Origin of the sequence: Dictyobacter aurantiacus (assembly GCF_003967515.1) — a bacterium.
Lineage (GTDB): Bacteria > Chloroflexota > Ktedonobacteria > Ktedonobacterales > Ktedonobacteraceae > Dictyobacter > Dictyobacter aurantiacus.
The window spans coordinates 3,374,261-3,391,750 of sequence record NZ_BIFQ01000001.1 but is presented as its reverse complement, the minus strand read 5'-3'; the positions used below and the strand labels follow the sequence as shown (position 1 = coordinate 3,391,750).

General features: G+C 56.8%; 13 protein-coding genes and 2 tRNA genes. 3 read left to right on the top strand and 12 right to left on the bottom strand.

Annotated features, from left to right (window positions below; genetic code table 11):
- Positions 1-36: 36 nt before the first annotated feature.
- The 3 genes from KTT_RS13680 to hisD form a co-directional block, all read right to left on the bottom strand.
- Positions 37-1,878 (bottom strand): serine/threonine-protein kinase, encoded by a 1,842-nt coding sequence (locus tag KTT_RS13680; protein ID WP_126596496.1) that lies wholly within the window; start codon positions 1,876-1,878, stop codon positions 37-39.
- 23 nt (positions 1,879-1,901) lie between these two features.
- Positions 1,902-2,246 carry a hypothetical protein gene (locus KTT_RS13675; RefSeq protein ID WP_126596495.1) on the bottom strand — a complete coding sequence of 115 codons (345 nt, stop codon included), beginning with the start codon at positions 2,244-2,246 and terminating at the stop codon, positions 1,902-1,904.
- A 203-nt stretch (positions 2,247-2,449) separates the two neighbouring features.
- Positions 2,450-3,754 (bottom strand): histidinol dehydrogenase, encoded by a 1,305-nt coding sequence (gene hisD, locus KTT_RS13670; protein WP_126596494.1) that lies wholly within the window; start codon positions 3,752-3,754, stop codon positions 2,450-2,452.
- 281 nt (positions 3,755-4,035) lie between these two features.
- Between hisD and KTT_RS13665 the strand changes: the two genes are divergently transcribed.
- Positions 4,036-4,587: a hypothetical protein gene (locus tag KTT_RS13665; RefSeq protein ID WP_126596493.1), complete on the top strand. Its 552-nt coding sequence runs from the start codon at positions 4,036-4,038 to the stop codon at positions 4,585-4,587.
- A 10-nt stretch (positions 4,588-4,597) separates the two neighbouring features.
- Here KTT_RS13665 and recO read toward each other — a convergent pair whose 3' ends face one another.
- The 5 genes from recO to KTT_RS13640 all read right to left on the bottom strand — a co-directional run bounded on the left by recO (position 4,598) and on the right by KTT_RS13640 (position 10,713).
- Positions 4,598-5,413 carry a DNA repair protein RecO gene (gene recO, locus KTT_RS13660; protein ID WP_126596492.1) on the bottom strand — a complete coding sequence of 272 codons (816 nt, stop codon included), beginning with the start codon at positions 5,411-5,413 and terminating at the stop codon, positions 4,598-4,600.
- A gap of 58 nt (positions 5,414-5,471) precedes the next feature.
- Positions 5,472-5,545 (bottom strand) — tRNA-Cys (locus tag KTT_RS13655).
- Between the two features lie 13 nt (positions 5,546-5,558).
- Positions 5,559-5,630 (bottom strand) — tRNA-Gly (locus KTT_RS13650).
- Between the two features lie 231 nt (positions 5,631-5,861).
- Entirely contained in the window at positions 5,862-8,312 is a 2,451-nt protein-coding gene (locus KTT_RS13645) for a helicase-associated domain-containing protein (RefSeq protein WP_160145848.1), read from the bottom strand.
- Positions 8,299-10,713: an SWIM zinc finger family protein gene (locus tag KTT_RS13640; RefSeq protein WP_126596490.1), complete on the bottom strand. Its 2,415-nt coding sequence runs from the start codon at positions 10,711-10,713 to the stop codon at positions 8,299-8,301. The genes KTT_RS13645 and KTT_RS13640 overlap by 14 nt, the downstream gene beginning before the upstream one ends.
- A gap of 573 nt (positions 10,714-11,286) precedes the next feature.
- On the opposite strand from KTT_RS13640, the gene prmA reads away from it, so the two are divergent.
- Entirely contained in the window at positions 11,287-12,207 is a 921-nt protein-coding gene (prmA, locus tag KTT_RS13635) for a 50S ribosomal protein L11 methyltransferase (RefSeq protein ID WP_126596489.1), read from the top strand.
- A gap of 3 nt (positions 12,208-12,210) precedes the next feature.
- On the top strand, positions 12,211-12,987 hold the full coding sequence (locus KTT_RS13630) for a 16S rRNA (uracil(1498)-N(3))-methyltransferase (protein ID WP_126596488.1): 777 nt from the start codon (positions 12,211-12,213) through the stop codon (positions 12,985-12,987).
- Between the two features lie 79 nt (positions 12,988-13,066).
- Here the strand turns inward: KTT_RS13630 and KTT_RS13625 are convergent, their stop codons facing one another.
- From KTT_RS13625 to KTT_RS13610, 4 genes are all read right to left on the bottom strand, one after another.
- The gene (locus KTT_RS13625) at positions 13,067-13,312 is read right to left on the bottom strand and encodes a hypothetical protein (protein WP_126596487.1); all 246 of its coding nucleotides are present in this window, start codon (positions 13,310-13,312) and stop codon (positions 13,067-13,069) included.
- Between the two features lie 138 nt (positions 13,313-13,450).
- Entirely contained in the window at positions 13,451-14,347 is an 897-nt protein-coding gene (locus KTT_RS13620) for a GNAT family N-acetyltransferase (RefSeq protein ID WP_126596486.1), read from the bottom strand.
- Between the two features lie 180 nt (positions 14,348-14,527).
- Complete coding sequence (locus tag KTT_RS13615; protein ID WP_126596485.1) at positions 14,528-16,261, bottom strand: acyl-CoA mutase large subunit family protein; 1,734 nt, start codon at positions 16,259-16,261, stop codon at positions 14,528-14,530.
- A gap of 34 nt (positions 16,262-16,295) precedes the next feature.
- Entirely contained in the window at positions 16,296-17,480 is a 1,185-nt protein-coding gene (locus KTT_RS13610; RefSeq protein ID WP_126596484.1) for an acetyl-CoA C-acetyltransferase, read from the bottom strand.
- Between the last annotated feature and the right edge of the window lie 10 nt (positions 17,481-17,490).

Below are 17,490 nucleotides of genomic sequence, written 5' to 3'. Positions count from 1 at the left end.
TTCATGCCAGATAGACAGTGCATAAAAGATTGCCCCTTACCGTCCTAAACGATTTTTCAAATTAAAATAGAGCTGTTGAACCGCGGGAGTGCTTCCCAATGGTCCATTAATAACATAACCGCATTCCCGAAAAGCGTCTTCCAGCTTTCCTTCACGCTCATATACCTGGCTGAGCAAAAAGCGTGCACGGGGCTCGGCCGCGTCCAGGATCAACACCTGGACAAATGCGTTCTCCGCCACAGCCCATTGGTTGGCGCGCATAGCTAATTGGCCCAATGCAAAGTATAACCGCAGACGCAAAAGCGCGGGCTGCGTCGGAGCCAGGCGTAATGCCTCCTGATATTCACGGATCGCCGGCTCAACTTGATTGTTCTTCTCAAAACATTGCCCCAGCCGATCATGGGACTCAAAGTCTTGTGGGTTGAGGCGCAGCGACTGAGTGTAGGCGGGAATGGCCTGGAACGGGTTCTGCCGCAGAAAGTACCAGACGTCGCCGATCAGTTTATGCGTTTCCGCGTCGTTGGGATTCAACTGCAGCGAACGATTATATGCCTGTAGCGCCAGGTCCGGCTGTGGCGGCGTGCGGCGCGCGAAAACCTGCCCGAAGATTTTATGCACCACCGCGTTCTGGGGCTCCAATGAGTGCGCCCACTTGACGGAATCATGGGCGGCTTCGATACGTGACGAGGAAAGATGCCCCATCGCGGTCGTAATATGCTGCGCGGCCGGCCCGGTCATCGGTGACGACACCGGTCGGACCGGAGTCAGATTCGGAGAAGAGACATGAACTCCTGGGGTAAGCGGCGCTCCCTGCTGCTGGCCGCTTTTCCCCTCGTTGCCACGACCAGCAATGGGGCTAGCCAGCGGCGGAACCACCGTAATCGGCGGTAGGTTGATCAGGGCGCGCTCCAATTCAGCCGCGCTCGACCAGCGAAAATTTAGCTGTGGCGCCAGCGATTTCATAACTACCTGCTCGAACGCCGGCGAGATGTCGGGACGCAAGATGCGCACCGCAGGAAACGCGAATGCATTAGGCTTGTTATTGACGGCATCGTGGCGTGTCAACAGGCGATGTATAGTCGCACCCAGAGCATAAATATCACTGCGTGGCTCGGGCATCCCATGCAGTTGTTCGGGAGGAGCGTACCCCAGCGTCATAATCACCGTCGCCTGGCGCTGCGATTGGAATGTGCGCGCAATACCGAAGTCGATCAATTTAACTTCATCACGATTGGTCACCATAATATTAGAGGGCTTGAGATCGCGGAAGATAATCGGGGGATTTTGAGAATGAAGATAACTCAACACGCTACTGACCTGGCGCATCCAGCTACGGGCGCGGGCTTCTGTGACGCCACGCGCTCCGTTGACCCCGATAACATTTCCCTCCAGATCCAGAATCTCCGCCAGCGTATGTCCATCAATAAAATCCATCACCAGGTAGTTACGGCCATTCTCCGCAAAGAAGTCGCGCACACGTGGGATACAGGGGTGGTTCAGATCGAGCAGTAAGGTTGCTTCACGTGAGAACCACTCTACAGCCTGGGCCCGTTCCGTTTCATTATTGAATTCGTCGAGCATCTCTTTGACAGCGCATGGACGATTAAAACGCGTATCAATAGCACGATAAACCGCACCCATGCCGCCGGATGCAATCAATTTTTCAATTCTATAGCGACCGCCCGAAAGTACCGTGCCCGACGCCAACCTCCTGGGGACAACTTTGCCCTCCGTTTCAGGCACCGCGGCACTGGCCGACGATGGTGCATCACCATGTTGCGCTTTTTCTGGCGTATTATTCTGTGCTCCGGATTGGCCAGGTTGTGCTCCACTTATGGGCAATACGTGCTCGGAATCGGATGAATAATTATTTGACATACTTTATTTGCACCGCGAACAAACTATTTGAACTTCTCGCTTAATACAGTAAGAGCTGGATTATAGAAGAGTTCAAAATTTATATGCGCTCCATATCTCAAATTCAGGCTTTTATAGGGGGCATTATAACACATCTTTCCTTTAGTGAGCAGAAATTGCATCCAGAGTCCTAGGATGCCGCTGCGCGAAATAGCCCTTGCGGCGTTTCTTCCCCATAAAGGGTATACGATGAATTTTAGTATAGGATGGCAATTTGACGGGAAAGATGTGCTCTGCAAAGTAAACGTCTTTTCTTCCTTTTTTTTTCTATCAGATTCATGTTTCTGGGGGGCTTCTTTGATATAGTGGAGTTTTGTGCCTTCGGCCATGACTCTACGCGCCTTGTATGTTACAGAAGAGGGGAAAAGCTACGGCGCTCAGAAGGTATATTTTTGAGAGGTGATGCTGAGCACCGGTTCTGCATCACCTCTCAAAAAAGTAAGTAAAGTGAGGCAAAAAGTGCGCCGCATGGCGCACTTTTTGCCTCACTTTACTTACTTTTTTGAGAATGCGTCAGCATTCTCCGCGATGGCTAGAAGCGATCGCGGATGGCACGGGCGTGCGAAGGAAATCCTTCGAATTCGGCCAGGCGATGAGTGGTTTCACTGAGACCCGCATAGCCTTCGGAGGTGACGTAACCCAGGCCGGTCCGCTTCAGGAAATCGAAGACGGAGGTACAGGAGAAGGTATGGGCGAAGCCACCGGTGGGTAAGATAGCGTTGGTGCCCAGGCTGTAGTTGCCCAGCGGGGTCGGAGTATGCGCGCCAAGCAAGATTTCACCGGCATTATTGAGCTGGGGTAGGATGGCGAAAGGTTCGCGCGTATGGACCTGCAGATGTTCTGGCGCGTATTCGTTGGTGAAATCGATTGCCTCTTGTAGGGAACCGGTCAGCACCAGACCTCCGGTACCTTTTTCGCTCTCAAAGCCGGTGCGGCAGAAGGTTTGACGAGGCTCGGGTAGCGCGGCGATTTTGGCCGGCAAGAGTTCCTGCACAGCCTCGATTAAAGCGCGGCTATCGGTAACCAGCAGGCTGGAGGAATCGGGACCATGTTCGGCTTCAACCAGCAGATCGCGTGCCACCAGTTCAGGATCAGCGCTATCATCGGCAAGCAAGATAGATTCGCTGGGACCGGCTGGCAAGCCAACGTCCAGCGTGCCATACAGCAGGCGCTTGGCGGCCGATACATAGGGATTACCTGGTCCGGTGACTTTGCGTACCCGTTCAATGGTCTCGGTACCGTATGCCATGGCGGCAATAGCCTGGGCACCACCGATGCGATAGATCTCATGTACCCCACAAAGATCCGCGGCCACCAGCGAAGCGGGATCGACCTCTCCTGTGGGAGCAGGTGGTGTACAGACGACGATGCGAGGAACGCCAGCGATAGTGGCAGGAGTTGCCAACATATACATCACAGATGGAAACGCGCCCTTGCCGCGCGGCACATAGAGAGCCACACTACTGATCGGCGTAATTTTTTCGCCCGCCATCACTCCTGGAGCCACCTGCGTAAACCACTGCTCATGCGGCATCTGGCGCTCATGGAAGGTCCGTACATTCTGAATGGCATGCTCAATCGCCCGGTGAATATCTTTATCCAGCAGATCGTGGGCGCGATCGATCTCCTCACGGCTCACGCGCAGGTTGTCGGGCGTCAACTGCACATGATCGAAGCGCTCCATAAATTCGAGCAACGCCTCGTTACCGCGAGTGCGTACCGCCTGCACGATGGGGCGGACATATTCCAATAAATCATCGATCGCTACTTCCGCACGGCGCAGCAGGCGGGCCCGTTGCGTAGCATCGAGGCTAGCCAATTCATAAAAATGGACCATGATATAGATCTATTCCTTTCATCCACACTTATCGCATCACAGCAGGGTAGAAGGCCGCTGGCAGCATCGACAGGGCAAACCTGCACAAATATAGAACAGTCCAGGCCACGCCTGGCTGTCTGGTTCGTCTCTTTTCATGATACGCGACTCATGAGAACATTGTCCAGCGTAGATTCGACCCTTGCGGTCGATTATTCCGCCGTGGGAGCGCACCTATAATATCTGGTGCAACTGTGATATGATTGTCAAAACCACAATGCCTAGTGAGTATGAGGTTATTTATGGCACACCAGGACCCTAAACAAGAGATAGTGAACCGGCTGACACGCCTACTGGTCACAGGCAGTAGCAAAGTTCCAGCCGGCAATATGCAAGAGGGTATTCAAGAGTCTAAAAATAAAACCCTGCGCTTTTTGAAAGAGCGCTCCCTGCCCGGGCGACGTGTTTATATAGTTGTATTCGAAAATGAGCAGGGGAAAGAGGTCTATTTCACCTGTTACGTGGAAGAGGACGCACGAGGGAACTGGCAGTTCCGTGGGGCTGCCGGCGATGGTCTCATGGGCAGCGATCCGGGACCAGTGGTCGAACGCGCCTGGGCCAATCTGGGCGGTGGCGGTATGCCCGATCATTTCTACGCAGGTGGCCTGGTCGCCGATCACGACCAGAACGTGACCCGCGTACGCCTGATAGCGAAAAATGGCACCAGTATGGAAGACAAGGTCGAGGACGGCATGGTGCTTTTCTTGTCCGATCAGCGGGTGGACCTGCCCATCCAGGCAGAATTATATGATGCGGCGAGCACCCTCATTTACGCCCACAAGGTGCTGGGATAATCCCGAACGCCTACTGACGCTGCACGTTTAACATTTCCAGAAAGCTCCAGGATTTTAGATCGCGCTCCAGGTGGAAGCGGATCAAGCTGTGCATCGCGGCTTCGATCTCTGCCTGGAGTCGGGCATCGAGGTGCAGGTTCGGCACCTTGCTCCATTCAGTCCTCTGTAGCAGGCGTAAGACCTTGAGCGCATTCATTGAGAGGGACTGAGACCAGAGGTGCGAGCAGTTGGGACACAGCGCGCCACCCAGCGCGGGTGTGAAACCATTCTGCTCAGGCTTCAGTTCGGCCTGGCAATGGGCGCACTGGCGCAACACCGGCTCATAGCCGATGTAGGAAAGAAGATGGATTTCAAAGTAGCGCAGGAGCAGGCGCGAACGATCCAGATCATGGGACGAAGATATCTCACCCTGTGCCCGGCGTTGCTGTATCTGCGCCGCGTCCGCCTCCAACACGCGTAAAGCCAGCAGTAACAGGCTATAGACATCCTGCTGCTGCATGTTGTCCTCGACAAAACGATCGACCAGTTCCGCCAGGTAGAAGCCACAGGTCATATGCCAGAGCTCATTGCGCAGGTGGAAGAAGTTCTCTTTAGTCTGAGCCTGCGTAATGATATCAAAGGTGCGGCCCATAGCCAGTTGCAACTCGCTATAGCAAAGCAGTTCCAGATGACCAGCTTTCTTGCTGCCCGGGCGGCGTACCCCCTTGGCAAGGGAACGGATCTTCCCCTTGTAGGGTGTGAAAAGCGTCAATACCCGATCGGCTTCACCCAGATCGGTACGCTTCAAGATAATAGCTTCAGCGGAATAACTACGTTGCTCACGCATAGGTGGAAATCCAGGTAGGTGCTAAAAAAAAGAGACGTGGTAGCTACCACGTCTCACTTGGAGGCGACGAGCGGACTCGAACCGCTGGTGCAGCTTTTGCAGAGCCGTGCCTTACCACTTGGCGACGTCGCCCGAAAAAAGGGGGAGCGGGAGACGGGATTCGAACCCGCGACATCTTCCTTGGCAAGGAAGTGCTCTACCACTGAGCCACTCCCGCATCTGCGTTCAGTTTAGAACTGCAGTACGTTTGTAGGGATAAGATATCATACATGTTCTGGTTTGTCAACAGTTTTTCTCTGTGTTTTTTCAAATCTTTACCTCAAGCATTTTCAGGGGCGTGGCCCCTGAACCCCATTATGCCGCCCTTCGGGCGGCGGGGGAGGAAAGGGATAAGCGGGGACACCCCGCACCCCGGCAGGAGGACTGACCGTCCTCCTGCACCTCCTGCTTAATTTGTATGCCTCGCTCCACGGTAGGAGGACTGGCCGTCTTTCTGCACTTCCTGCTCTGGGGAAGGGGTGGAGATGGTCATGAAGCCGCGCTGCTGGAGGAGCGTCAATATGCGGGGCAGGTTCTGGGTGGATACGTGTACCAGGCTGTGGCCATCCACTATTTCAGCGCCTAGCAGGGCGGCTACTTCTTGATCGGCCCGTAGATCCTGTAGAACATCGGTCGGCAGCCGCAGCAGGGGTGCGTGCTCGATATAGATCTGCTGTGCCTGTGTATAGCCACCACCCCATAATTTCAGTCGGATCAGCAGCGATCCAGGAATGCCTTCACGACAATAGTGCTGCAGGAAACCCAGGATATGCTCGAGCGTGATCCCTTCGTTCAGGGCGCGCCGCAGCGATTGGGAGGTCAGGCGTAACCAGCCCGCCGTCTGATCTTCTTCGCAGAAACGGACAACCTCCGCCAGCACATAGAAATCAAGTACAGCGTAGATGGGTTCAAGTCTGCCATCTTCGTGCAGGATCCATTGTGGATCATGGGGTGGCAAAGGCGCGGTCGTGAGTAGTTCATGGGCCGGGGCCGTTGAAAGAGCTGGCAAGGAATCATCTTCCCACAGCAGCTGTTGTACTGCCAGCAGCTGCTCCGGAACAACCTCCGCCAGTACAGGGGTCAGGCGACGCTGAAAGAGCGTGCGTCGCTCCGGATCAGCGAAGAAGCGGTCCAGTAACGCGCTATCCTCGACCTCGATCAGTGTAGCCCGAGGCCAGATCTCGATCCTCCGCACTTGCCGCTCCCATTCCTCAAGTGAATAGCGCACATTCTGGGGTATAGGGCCATCAGACGCCGGCTCCAACACCGACAGGATCATTTCGACCCGCGCTCCGTGCTGGACGGCACGCATAACGCTGCTCTTAGAGAGATGATACTGCGCGATATGCTCCAGGCTGACGCGTTCTGCGAAGCGATCCAGCCGGACCAGCAATCCTTCGGAGACCGGGGCCCGCACCACCACGTCAAAGTTTGGCTGCACAATCAAGCGGCTAGCAGGCAGCTCCGTAGAGGGGAGTGGAACATCTTGCATGATCGCTACGGCAGTGGTGGAAAACGCGAAGGACGGCGCCAGCATCTCCGGGGCGAACTGCACCAATCCCATCCATTGCAAGGGTCCGGAAAGGAGTGTACGGATAAAACCACCCTCGACCATATGCCAGCCTTCGCGGTGCGTCAGCCAGCCGCGACGCAGACGAAAATCCCAGCCATATGGATTTGATCCCTGAGAATAGCGCTCGGCACGCAGGCCATAGCGGCGCGGAAAGAGCAGATATGGTACATGCAGCTTCACGCGCGCGATAAAGGCCGCCAGGTCGTGCCACTCGGTCGGTGCCTCACATAACATCCGCTCAACCACCTGGTGACGCGCTCGTACTATTTCTTCGTGCGCCGGCAACAACGGGTCGGGCGTGGGCCGAATATTGATATCGGATAGATTGATCAGGTCGTTCCAAAAAGTTGTATCGATATAGGCATGATAGCAACGGCGGGTGCGCTCGGCTAGTGGTAGATCAAAAAACGCTTCGGCTGCTTCGGGAACCAGCATGCCGCGCCTGACAGAAAGCAGTCCCAGCTGCATCAAAAGCAGTCGAATAAAGAGCAGCTGCGGATGATCGCTCTCCAGGCGCAATTGATCCTGCTCAAACGGTAGATCCATAAAGTCAGCGACCTGACGCAGGCTGGTACGCGACAGCAAGCCATTATTGACCAGTGACAGATTGCGATGGGCATCCACAAATGACCAGTAGAAGTACAGAGTACGCTGAAAGGCCTGCAGGCGACCATCTTCATCCACGATTGTCGTCGCGGGCGGCGCTGGTACCTGTTCAAGCTGCCAGCGCCGCCGCACTATGTTCACCAACGTCTGCGGGACAATCAACACCCCATCGTGCATCCCACTACTGTAGTCACGACCCACAAAATGTGTCTGGCGGCCCCAGAAGACCAATCCGAGCAAGAGCAGATGACGTACCGCCAGTTCAAACGGACCATGCGGATGGGCAGGTGGATAACGTGGAGGTTGCGATACGCCATCGGTGATTACCGCCGGACCAGGCAGTTCTGAAACGGCCAACTCCTCTTTCTTCTCCACACCGGGCAGACCGGAACTATGAAAGTAGAGGGCCAGATCGCGGCTATTGGCGCGGCCACCGCAGGAGACCAGCTCACGCAGCAGCAGGATCTCCAGCTCACTTAGCTCCTGTAATACATCGCCTAACGAGGAGGTATCCAGCAGGTAATGGGCCGCCTCCAGCACGACCGGCGTAGATGCAGGGGCAGAAAGGTCGGAAGTCGCGCTAAACACATGGGGAGCCGCGGAAATGCGCCGCGCCTTCAACACTGCCTGCAGATGGTACAGTGGCACGGTCTGCAATAGCTCAAGATCATTCTGATCCATATAAATCCTCATTATATATGAGCGGGGATTGTCCACGGCGCTTGAGCTCATCGCTTAAACGCTCGGTCGCGTCTGGTTTCACCACTACGATAGTTGGATGCAATGATCGTATCACATACTCATCCAACGACGTGGTAGCCGTTAGCTCTCGCATGACGGATGTATCGATGGCCTCGACGATAGTTACGCCGGTGTAGATGCGCGCCCGGCCATACCCGGCCAGCCAGCGTTCCAGGCGAGCCAGTAGCTGCGCTGCGGGCCCCTCTTCCTGTGGAGAACGCGCGACCAGCTGCCGTAACACTTCTAATAAACGCGTCATCTGATAGCCCTGGCTGAGCGCCTGGCTCAAAGCCTGGGGAGTAAAACGATAACGCAACTGAGAACGCGCGACCCCGGTTGCCTCGGCGCACTGCTCAAAGAGCTGAATGATGGGCCAGTAGCGCGCAGAACTGGGCAAGAGCACCTGCCCATTCTCCAACACCTCCGGCGTGTCAGGCGTGGCTTCTTCATCGGGGATCTCCAGATCCAATGGTATGTTATGCAGTAGCCAGCGCGCCACAGCCGTCATGCGAAAGGCCAGCAAGCGTCCCTGGCTGGAAAGCGCCACGTCACATAGACCCCACCAGTGGAGGGGGCCCATAATCAGGCGAGCAACATACAGTAGCTCAGCACGTTGCCAATCCCCCAGATGCAGCGGTTTCAAAACCTTGCCGGTCTCGGCCTCAAGCCACCAGTGGGGCGCAGGCAGGAGCCGCTGTCTACGCTGCAGCAGCAAGGGATTCAAGCGATAGACGAAACGGCTAAAGGCGGTAAATTGCATCCACTGACCGATTGGTGCCTGCGCCAGCAGATCAACCAGGGTCCGTCGCGCATCGGCGTTCTCTTCAGCCAGCTCGCCCGCTCGTAGTAACGGTACATTCAGTGGCGTCATGCGGCAGAGCAGGCGTATTCCATCTTCTTGCAAAGCAAATAATTCGGCCACCGAGGGTGACTGCAGCCACAGTTTAAAAAGATCAGACAATACCTCAGCCTGATTCGAGCCCAGCAGGAGTTGGGCGGCATCCGGCAAGATGCGCAGGAAAGGTGCTTCACGCTCGGGTCGCTGCACAATACCCGCCAGCAGCAAGACCTGGATGGCAAAACGTAGAAAAGAGGGGGCAAACGAGACTTTTTTCTTTAGCGCCTCCAACAGGGCTGGTGAGGCCAACTCTTTGGGTTGCGACAACAGGGCCGTATGACTGCTACCCGCTGTATTTGGGTGTATCACGGGCTGCTCAGGCTCGGATGCGGGAGCGGCAGGCCAGGCATCCTCGGGCTCAATCCGCATACCATCTAATGCCCGAGCCACCAGCAATAGATCGGCCAGAATACGCAGCGGCGGCAAATCCTGCACACGGGGCAATCCCTTGTGCTCATCAGGCTGCTCTGGATCAAAGGAGGTAACGGGAACAAATACACGCAGGGCCGCCCGTATCTCAGCCGGTACAAACCAGCCAATATCTAACAGATCACCGGGACCGCCGTTGCGCGCAAGCAGATCGGCATTAAAAGAATTGACCCGAAAAAGCAAGGCTTTGCCCTGCAGCGCCAGCAGGGCCCGCTGTAACTGCGCCGGCTGCCCCAGCGAAAAGCGCTCAAATAATCCGCGCAGATCATCGTCGTGAACCAGTCCCCCGGCCAGCGACAGGGCGGCCAGCAGTTGACGCTGCGGCTTCTCCAGGGTTGTAGCCACCTTGCGCACCACATCTGGCTGTTTCATCGCCCGGACAATCTGCTCGGCCAGTTGCTGCCGGGACAGGCCATTAGTAGCCAGGTTATACTCGCGCGCGATCCCACGCAGCTCTCCCAGGCCAATCTGTACCAGAATATTTACCAGGTCAGGACTATAGCGAACCGCATTATTGGCGGGAGGATTAGGGAGGCTCTCGGCCTTCAGCGCTTCGCGGGCGGTGGATGGCCTGGACGCGGTGGGGGATGGTCTGGGAACGGGCTTTTCCTGCGCAGCTGATGGTTGGATACGCGGCTCAAAACCGGCGGGCTGGGCCAGCCAGCGATACAGCAACGCCGCACCATGAGCGCAGAGCAATTCCCCTGACTCATCACATGAGCAGGAGCTGTGCCAGGAAGTGGCTCCGGTCAACTCAACTTCCACGGTATAGGAACGTGGAGCAGCCGTAATATCCTGAAGCGGAACATCCTGCTCATCGGTTGCCCGGGCCAGAGGATCGATTCCAGGTGGCAGCTCAACAATACCAAGCAAACGATCCCCCTGGCGCTGCGTGCCCCGGATCGTGCCTGTACGATTATACTCTTGTCCTAGAGATGCCGCAGTCAATCCCGCCATATGGAGGATATCAGCCGCTCGTAGACGCTGTAGCGCGCCAGGTACTCCATTTTCCATCAACGACAAATTACTCGAATTACCTATTTTGTACCAGCTATGTTCGGCTATGATAGCACGAAGCATCTGTTGTGGTCAATCTGCTTCAAGAAGTCGCAACATGTTACGCCCACTGACTTGCTGTGATATGCTAGAAAGCACAGAAAGAAAGCTACGCTTCCCCGCCTTCGGCGGGGGAAGAGGGGAGAGGGACTGGGGGACACCCCCAACCCCGGCAGGAGGGCTCGCCGCCCTCCTACACCTCCCGCTTGGGACCTGCCGTCCTTCGGCGGGAAAAGGGAGAGGGGAGAGGGACTGGGGGACACCCCCAACCCCGGCAGGAGGGCTCGCCGCCCTCCTGCACCTCCCGCTTGGGACCTGCCGTCCTTCGGCGGGAAAAGGGAGAAGGGAGAGGGACTGGGGGACACCCCAACCCCGGCAGGAGGGCTCGCCGCCCTCCTGCACCTCCCGCTTGGGACCTGCCGTCCTTCGGCGGGGAAGAGAAGAGGAAGGCCTGGGGATTTAAACGTGCCTCGGCAGAAGACCTTCCTACGCCTCTCCATATAATATCGCGAAAGGTAGAGAGTTGTTTTCATGCAGTGGTTGGAATTAACAGTACAGGTGCATCCTGAGGCGGTGGAGTCGGTCAGCGAGTTATTGAGTACGTATTCTCGTGATGGCGTGGTAATCGAGGAGCCTTATAAGCTGAGCGACGATGGGCAAGAATATAGTATTTTAACCGGAGAACCCGTGCAGGTACACGCCTATCTGCCACTAGATGGGACCGAAGAGGAGAAGAGGCAGGAGATAGCCCGTGGGCTCTGGCACTTTACCAGCCTAGGAGCGCACTTTGTGGGCGAGCTCCATTCGCGCGTGGTGGATGAGGAGGACTGGGCTAACGCCTGGAAAGATTACTATCACGTGACCCATATCGGAAAACGGCTGGTCATCCGCCCATCCTGGCGCGAATATACCCCTAAAGACGATGAGGTGGTGCTGACCCTTGATCCGGGGATGGCCTTTGGGACCGGCGTGCATCCGACGACGCGCATGTGCCTGGAACGGGTTGAGCAGCTGGTGCGTCCCGGCATGCAGGTCCTGGATGTGGGCACCGGATCGGGCATTCTGGCCCTGGCCGCGGCGAAACTGGGAGCAGCACATATCGACGCCATCGACAATAGCAGCGTGGCCGTCGAAAGCTCAAAGGCGAACGCGGAGATGAACGACCTGCAGGCGCAGATCGATATCGTGCTGGGTGTGCTGGATGAAGAGGGAGCCAGGCGTAATGAAGGTCACTACGACCTGGTGCTGGCTAATATCATCGCCCATATCATCGGCTCGATCGCGCCACAGCTGGCCCGCGTCGTGGCACCACATGGTCTGCTGGTTGTCAGTGGCATCATCGAGGCGCGGCGCGCCGATGCCGAGGGTCCCCTGCTGGCGGCGGGCTTAGAACTGGTTGAGGAAACCAGGATCGATGACTGGCTGGCCCTCACCTATCGAAAGCGAGCCTGAGCGATGCACCGCTTCTTTAGCGCCGATACCAACCTGCAAGCGCTTCAGCCTGGAGAAACCGTGGCACTGCCCGACAAGCTGGCCCATCAGGTCCGCGATGTGCTGCATATCACGGTCGGTGAGCAGATAGTGCTCTTCGACAATAGCGGAGAGGAATACGTCTGCAGCGTCACCCACAACAGTCGCGCGGGCATCGAGATCCAGCTCGACGAGCGGCGTGCGAGCAACAAAGAGCCGGAAGCACGCGTGATCCTCTGCCAGGGATTGCTCAAATCGGCCCGCTTTGAGTTTATCCTGGAAAAAGGGACCGAGCTGGGCGTGACTAGCTTTGTGCCCACCCTCTGCCGCCGCTCAATGTCCGGCCTGGAGGAGGCGGGGCCCAAGAAGCTACAGCGTTGGGAACGCATCATCCAGGAAGCGACGGAGCAGTGTGGTCGTTCGCGCGTGCCGGAGCTGCAGAGCATCCGCCCCTTGATGCACACCCTCAACGATATCCCTGACGGCGCGCTGGCCATCATGCCCTGGGAAGAGGAGCACGCCCAGAGCCTCTACGAGACCCTCAAGCAGGCGCGGCGGGACTGGTCTCAAGCAGGAAGGCAGGATTCCATTTCCATCGTTATCTTCATCGGACCCGAAGGAGGTCTGACCACCGAGGAGGTCACGCTAGCCCGGCGCGCTGGCGTCAAGATTGTCACACTGGGAAGCCGCATCCTGCGCGCGGAGACCGCTGCCTTGATGACTGTCGCCAACGTCATGTACGAATTAGAATCACTCGCCTGACCGCGCCGACAGCTCACGCATGTATGTAAAAAGCGGTCACCCCATATACGGGGCAACCGCTTTTTACATACATGCATTATTACTTTTCGGGATCGATACCATAGCCATTGAGGACGGCATGGACATAGTCGGCCACATAGTGGCGCTCATCGACCCCATCGATAATCATGCATTCAGCGACCGAGACGATCTGGGGTGAAACCTCGTGAAGGAAGTTGATGATCGAACGGTTATTGCGGTGATCCGCGTTAGGGTCAGTTATAAAGGCATACAGTTCATCGGTAAATTCTTCTTCGTCGTTGCGCAGGCGAAAAATGTTAAACATCGTTACAATACCTTTCAAATGGTCTTCTCTATCTGGAACTTTCTGCGCTACATTTTCTACAAAGACGGGGATTTTACCCTCATTTACCACTAGTGTATGTAATTAAAAAGTGATATGTCAAGGTCGAGTATAAGCACATCAGAGATCGAGTACGTAGTAATCGTAGGTGGTATAAATGCTGAAGCCGCATGATTGATAGAGCCGCAAGGCGCGGCTATTCTCAACATCCACATCCAGTATGACCTTTCGATCGGGGTCCTGACCGCGCAGGATAAAGATGGCCTCCTCCAGCATCTGGCGTCCATAGCCCCTCCCCTGGTAAGCCGGACGCACGCCAAAGGCATAGATACCGACAGCATCCTCGATCGTATCCAGACGGAAACTACCGACCGGCTCACGACAACCCACATCTTCGTCACCAAAGACGGCGAGATAATAGGGACGGGCGGGATTCTGCAGGCAGTGCAGCACGCGTCGCCTGGTCGCCTCTTCACTATCGCCAAAGCTTTCAGACTGCACCTTGATCAACGCATCGGCCTCGCTGGCATCGGCCTGATGGATCTCCAGATGATCATCAAAAGCTTTGCGCTGTGGGACCGTGGTCAGCACCATTGAGTGTTCTGACTCGCTCAAGGTAGCGCCCAGCGCGCGTACGAAGGCGTGGCCCGAAGCAGAAGTACGCTCACAGACCAGGATCAGCTGCTTCATGCCACGGGCACGGCTTTCAACGACGGCGATGGTGAGCAGCTGCTTGAAGATACCTCGGCGTCGATACTCAGGATGCACCATCCCGACGATCTCATTCTGCTGTGAGCCCTGATCATCCAGTCCCAGGTAGCCAATCAGGGCGCCATTGTCATAATATAAGAAATCCTTCACGACCAGGCCTGTACGCTGTCGCAACATACTCCATTCGATGCGCATGTACAGCGACTCGTGACGCTCACACACGTCGGCCAGCTGCTTTAGCTGCTCGATCTCGTTCGCAGACAGCGTTCGCTTTTCAATCAGGCCCTGCAACGGTTCTCCTGGCATCTATGACTCCATTCCATGTCTGGTATCGATTAAGAGAAATGATGAAGAGCGCAGTGTGAGTGGGTGCAGCAGGGGCGCATTCGCGCCTCTGCTGCACCCACTCACAAAAACCAGTGCGGCCGTGCAGCGGACGCCTGTGCGGGGGCGCTCACTGCCCCGCGATGAAGAAAGTAGACACTCTTAGAAGATGGCGGGCTCCAGGTATTCGCCGAAGGCGGCCCGGAACACATCCATCATCTCGCCCAGGGTAGCATAAGCCCTGGCCGCGTCCAGCAGGGCTGGCATGGTGTTTTTGTGCTCGTCGCAGGCGCGGCGCAGGGCGGACAAGGCGCGGCGCACCTCGGCCTGGTCGCGTTCGCGGCGCACACGATTGAGACGCTCCAGGTGTCTCTTCTGCCCTTCATAGTCCACATACAGGGTGGGAACCTTCACCTCTTCATCCAGGGTATAGGCGTTGACACCCACGATCTGGCGCTGCTGCAGATCGATCTCCTGCTGGTAGCGATAGGCGGACTCGGCGATCTCATGCTGGAAGAAGCCGTTCTGGATACAGGCCAGCACGCCACCCAGCTGCTCGATGCGGTCCAGATACTGCTGGGCCGCCTGCTCGGTCTGATCGGTCAGAGCCTCGATGGCGTAGGAACCGGCCAGGGGATCGACGGTATTGACCACGCCGCTCTCGTGAGCAATGATCTGCTGCGTACGCAGGGCGATCAAGGCCGCCTTCTCGGTTGGCAGGGCCAGGGCCTCATCCAGCGAGTTAGTGTGTAGCGAGTTGGTGCCGCCGAGTACCGCCGCCAGCGCCTGAATAGTCGTGCGCACGATATTGTTCTCTGGCTGCTGAGCTGATAGCGAGACGCCAGCCGTCTGAGCATGGCAACGCATCATCCAGGAACGAGGATCTTTGGCGCCATACTTCTCGCGCATCAGACGCGCCCAGAGGCGCCGGCCGGCGCGGAACTTGGCGATCTCCTCCAGAAAATCGTTGTGCACATCAAAGAAAAAGGAGAGGCGGGGCGCGAACTCATCAATCTTGAGGCCGCGTTCAATGGCCGCATCGACATAGGCCAGACCATCGGCGATCGTGAAGGCCAGTTCCTGCACGGCGGTGGCTCCGGCCTCACGGATGTGATAGCCGCTGATGCTGATGGTGTTCCAGCGCGGCATCGAGCGTGACCCGAACTCGATGGTGTCGATGACCAGTCCCAGTGAGGGCTCAGGTGGGAACAGATACTCCTTCTGAGCGATATACTCTTTAAGGATATCGTTCTGCAGCGTACCACCCAGTTTAGCCATCGGATAACCGCGCTTCTCGGCATTGACGATATACATAGCCCAGATGGCGGAGGCCGGACTATTGATCGTCATCGAAGTTGTGATCTTGTCGAGGGGCAGGTCGGCGAACAGCACCTCCATATCGGCCAGGGAAGAGATGGCGACGCCGCACTTGCCAAACTCGCCGGCGGCCATCGGATGATCGGTATCATAGCCGTAGAGAGTGGCCATATCAAAGGCCGTCGAGAGGCCCGTCTGCCCCTGCTGCAGCAGGTATTTGAAGCGGGCATTGGTATCCTCGGCCGTCCCGAAACCCGCGAACATACGCATGGTCCAGGGCTTGGCCCGGTACATGGTTGGCTGCACGCCGCGCGTATAGGGATATTCGCCAGGGAAGCCGATGTCCTGCATATAATTCTGTTTGGACAGGTCGCGTGGTGTATAGAGCCGCTGCACCGGCACACCCGAAGTCGTCTCGATCTGCTCGCGCTCGGGGATACGCTGCACTGACTGCTTGAGCGTGGTATCTTCCCACTGCCGCTGCGCGGTTTCAAGGCGCGCGAGCTCCTCAGCATCAAACAGGCTACGTTGTTCAAGCACCGGTCGTGTTGTGAGCTCTGAAAATTCTGGATCAGGCATAGGTATTGTGATTCTCCTCTATGAGTTGCAACGGCTATACTTCAACGGACATGGCAACGGCACCACCGCCACCCAGGCACAGCGTAGCCAGGCCACGACCACCGCCACGGCGCCGCAATTCATAGATCAGGGTTGTCAGGACACGGGAGCCACTGGAGCCGATGGGATGTCCCAGGGCGATCGCGCCACCATTCACATTCACACGTTCCCAGTCCCAGTCCATCTCTTTACCGTTGGCCAGGGTCTGGGCGGCAAAGGCCTCGTTGACCTCGATCAGGTCGAAGTCCGAGATGCGCAGGCCGGTACGCTCAAGTAAACGATTGACCGCGCGGGGCGGGGCCGCGAAGATGTAGCGAGGGGTAATGGCGGCGGAGGCATAGCCGGTGATGCGCGCCAGGACCGGCAGGCCATGCTCTTGCGCGAAGGCCTGATCGACCACGACGGTAGCCGAGGCCCCATCACTCAAGCCGGGCGCGTTGCCGGCGGTAACCGTTCCACCTTCCTGGAAAGCCGGCATCAGTTTCGTCAGCGCGTCCATCGAGGAATCGCCACGAATGGGCTCATCGGTCTCGACCAGGATGGTATTCTTTTTCTGCTTAACTTCAACGGGTACGATCTCATCTTTAAAGCGTCCAGATGTCGTGGCTGCCGCCGCGCGCTGGTGGCTTTGTAAAGAGAACTGATCCTGCTCTTCACGCGTAACGCCAAATTTCTCAGCGATAATTTCAGCCTCTTTGCCCATGTGGATGTTTTCAAAGGCGCACCAGAGACCATCGTGTACCACGCTATCAACCAGCTTGCCATCGCCCATGCGGTAGCCGGTACGGGCCTTCGGCAATAAATAAGGGGCATTGCTCATGCTCTCCATGCCGCCCGCTACAAAGGCCCGTGCATCACCGGCGCGAATAGCCTGCGCCGCCAGCATGACAGCTTTAAGGCCAGATCCACAGACCTTGTTGACGGTAAAGGCGGGGATATCCTCTGGCAGACCAGCATGCAGGGCGGCCTGGCGAGCCGGTGCCTGGCCAACGCCGGCCGATACAACATTGCCCATAATCACTTCATCAATGACTGTCGGATCAATGCCGGCGCGGCGCACCGCCTCTCTAATCGCGATCGCGCCCAGTTGTGGCGCGGTAAAGCTGGCAAGCGAGCTGAGAAATTTACCGGTCGGCGTCCTCGCCGCACCGACAATTACAGGATTATGATCAGGCATCATTTTTCTCCTC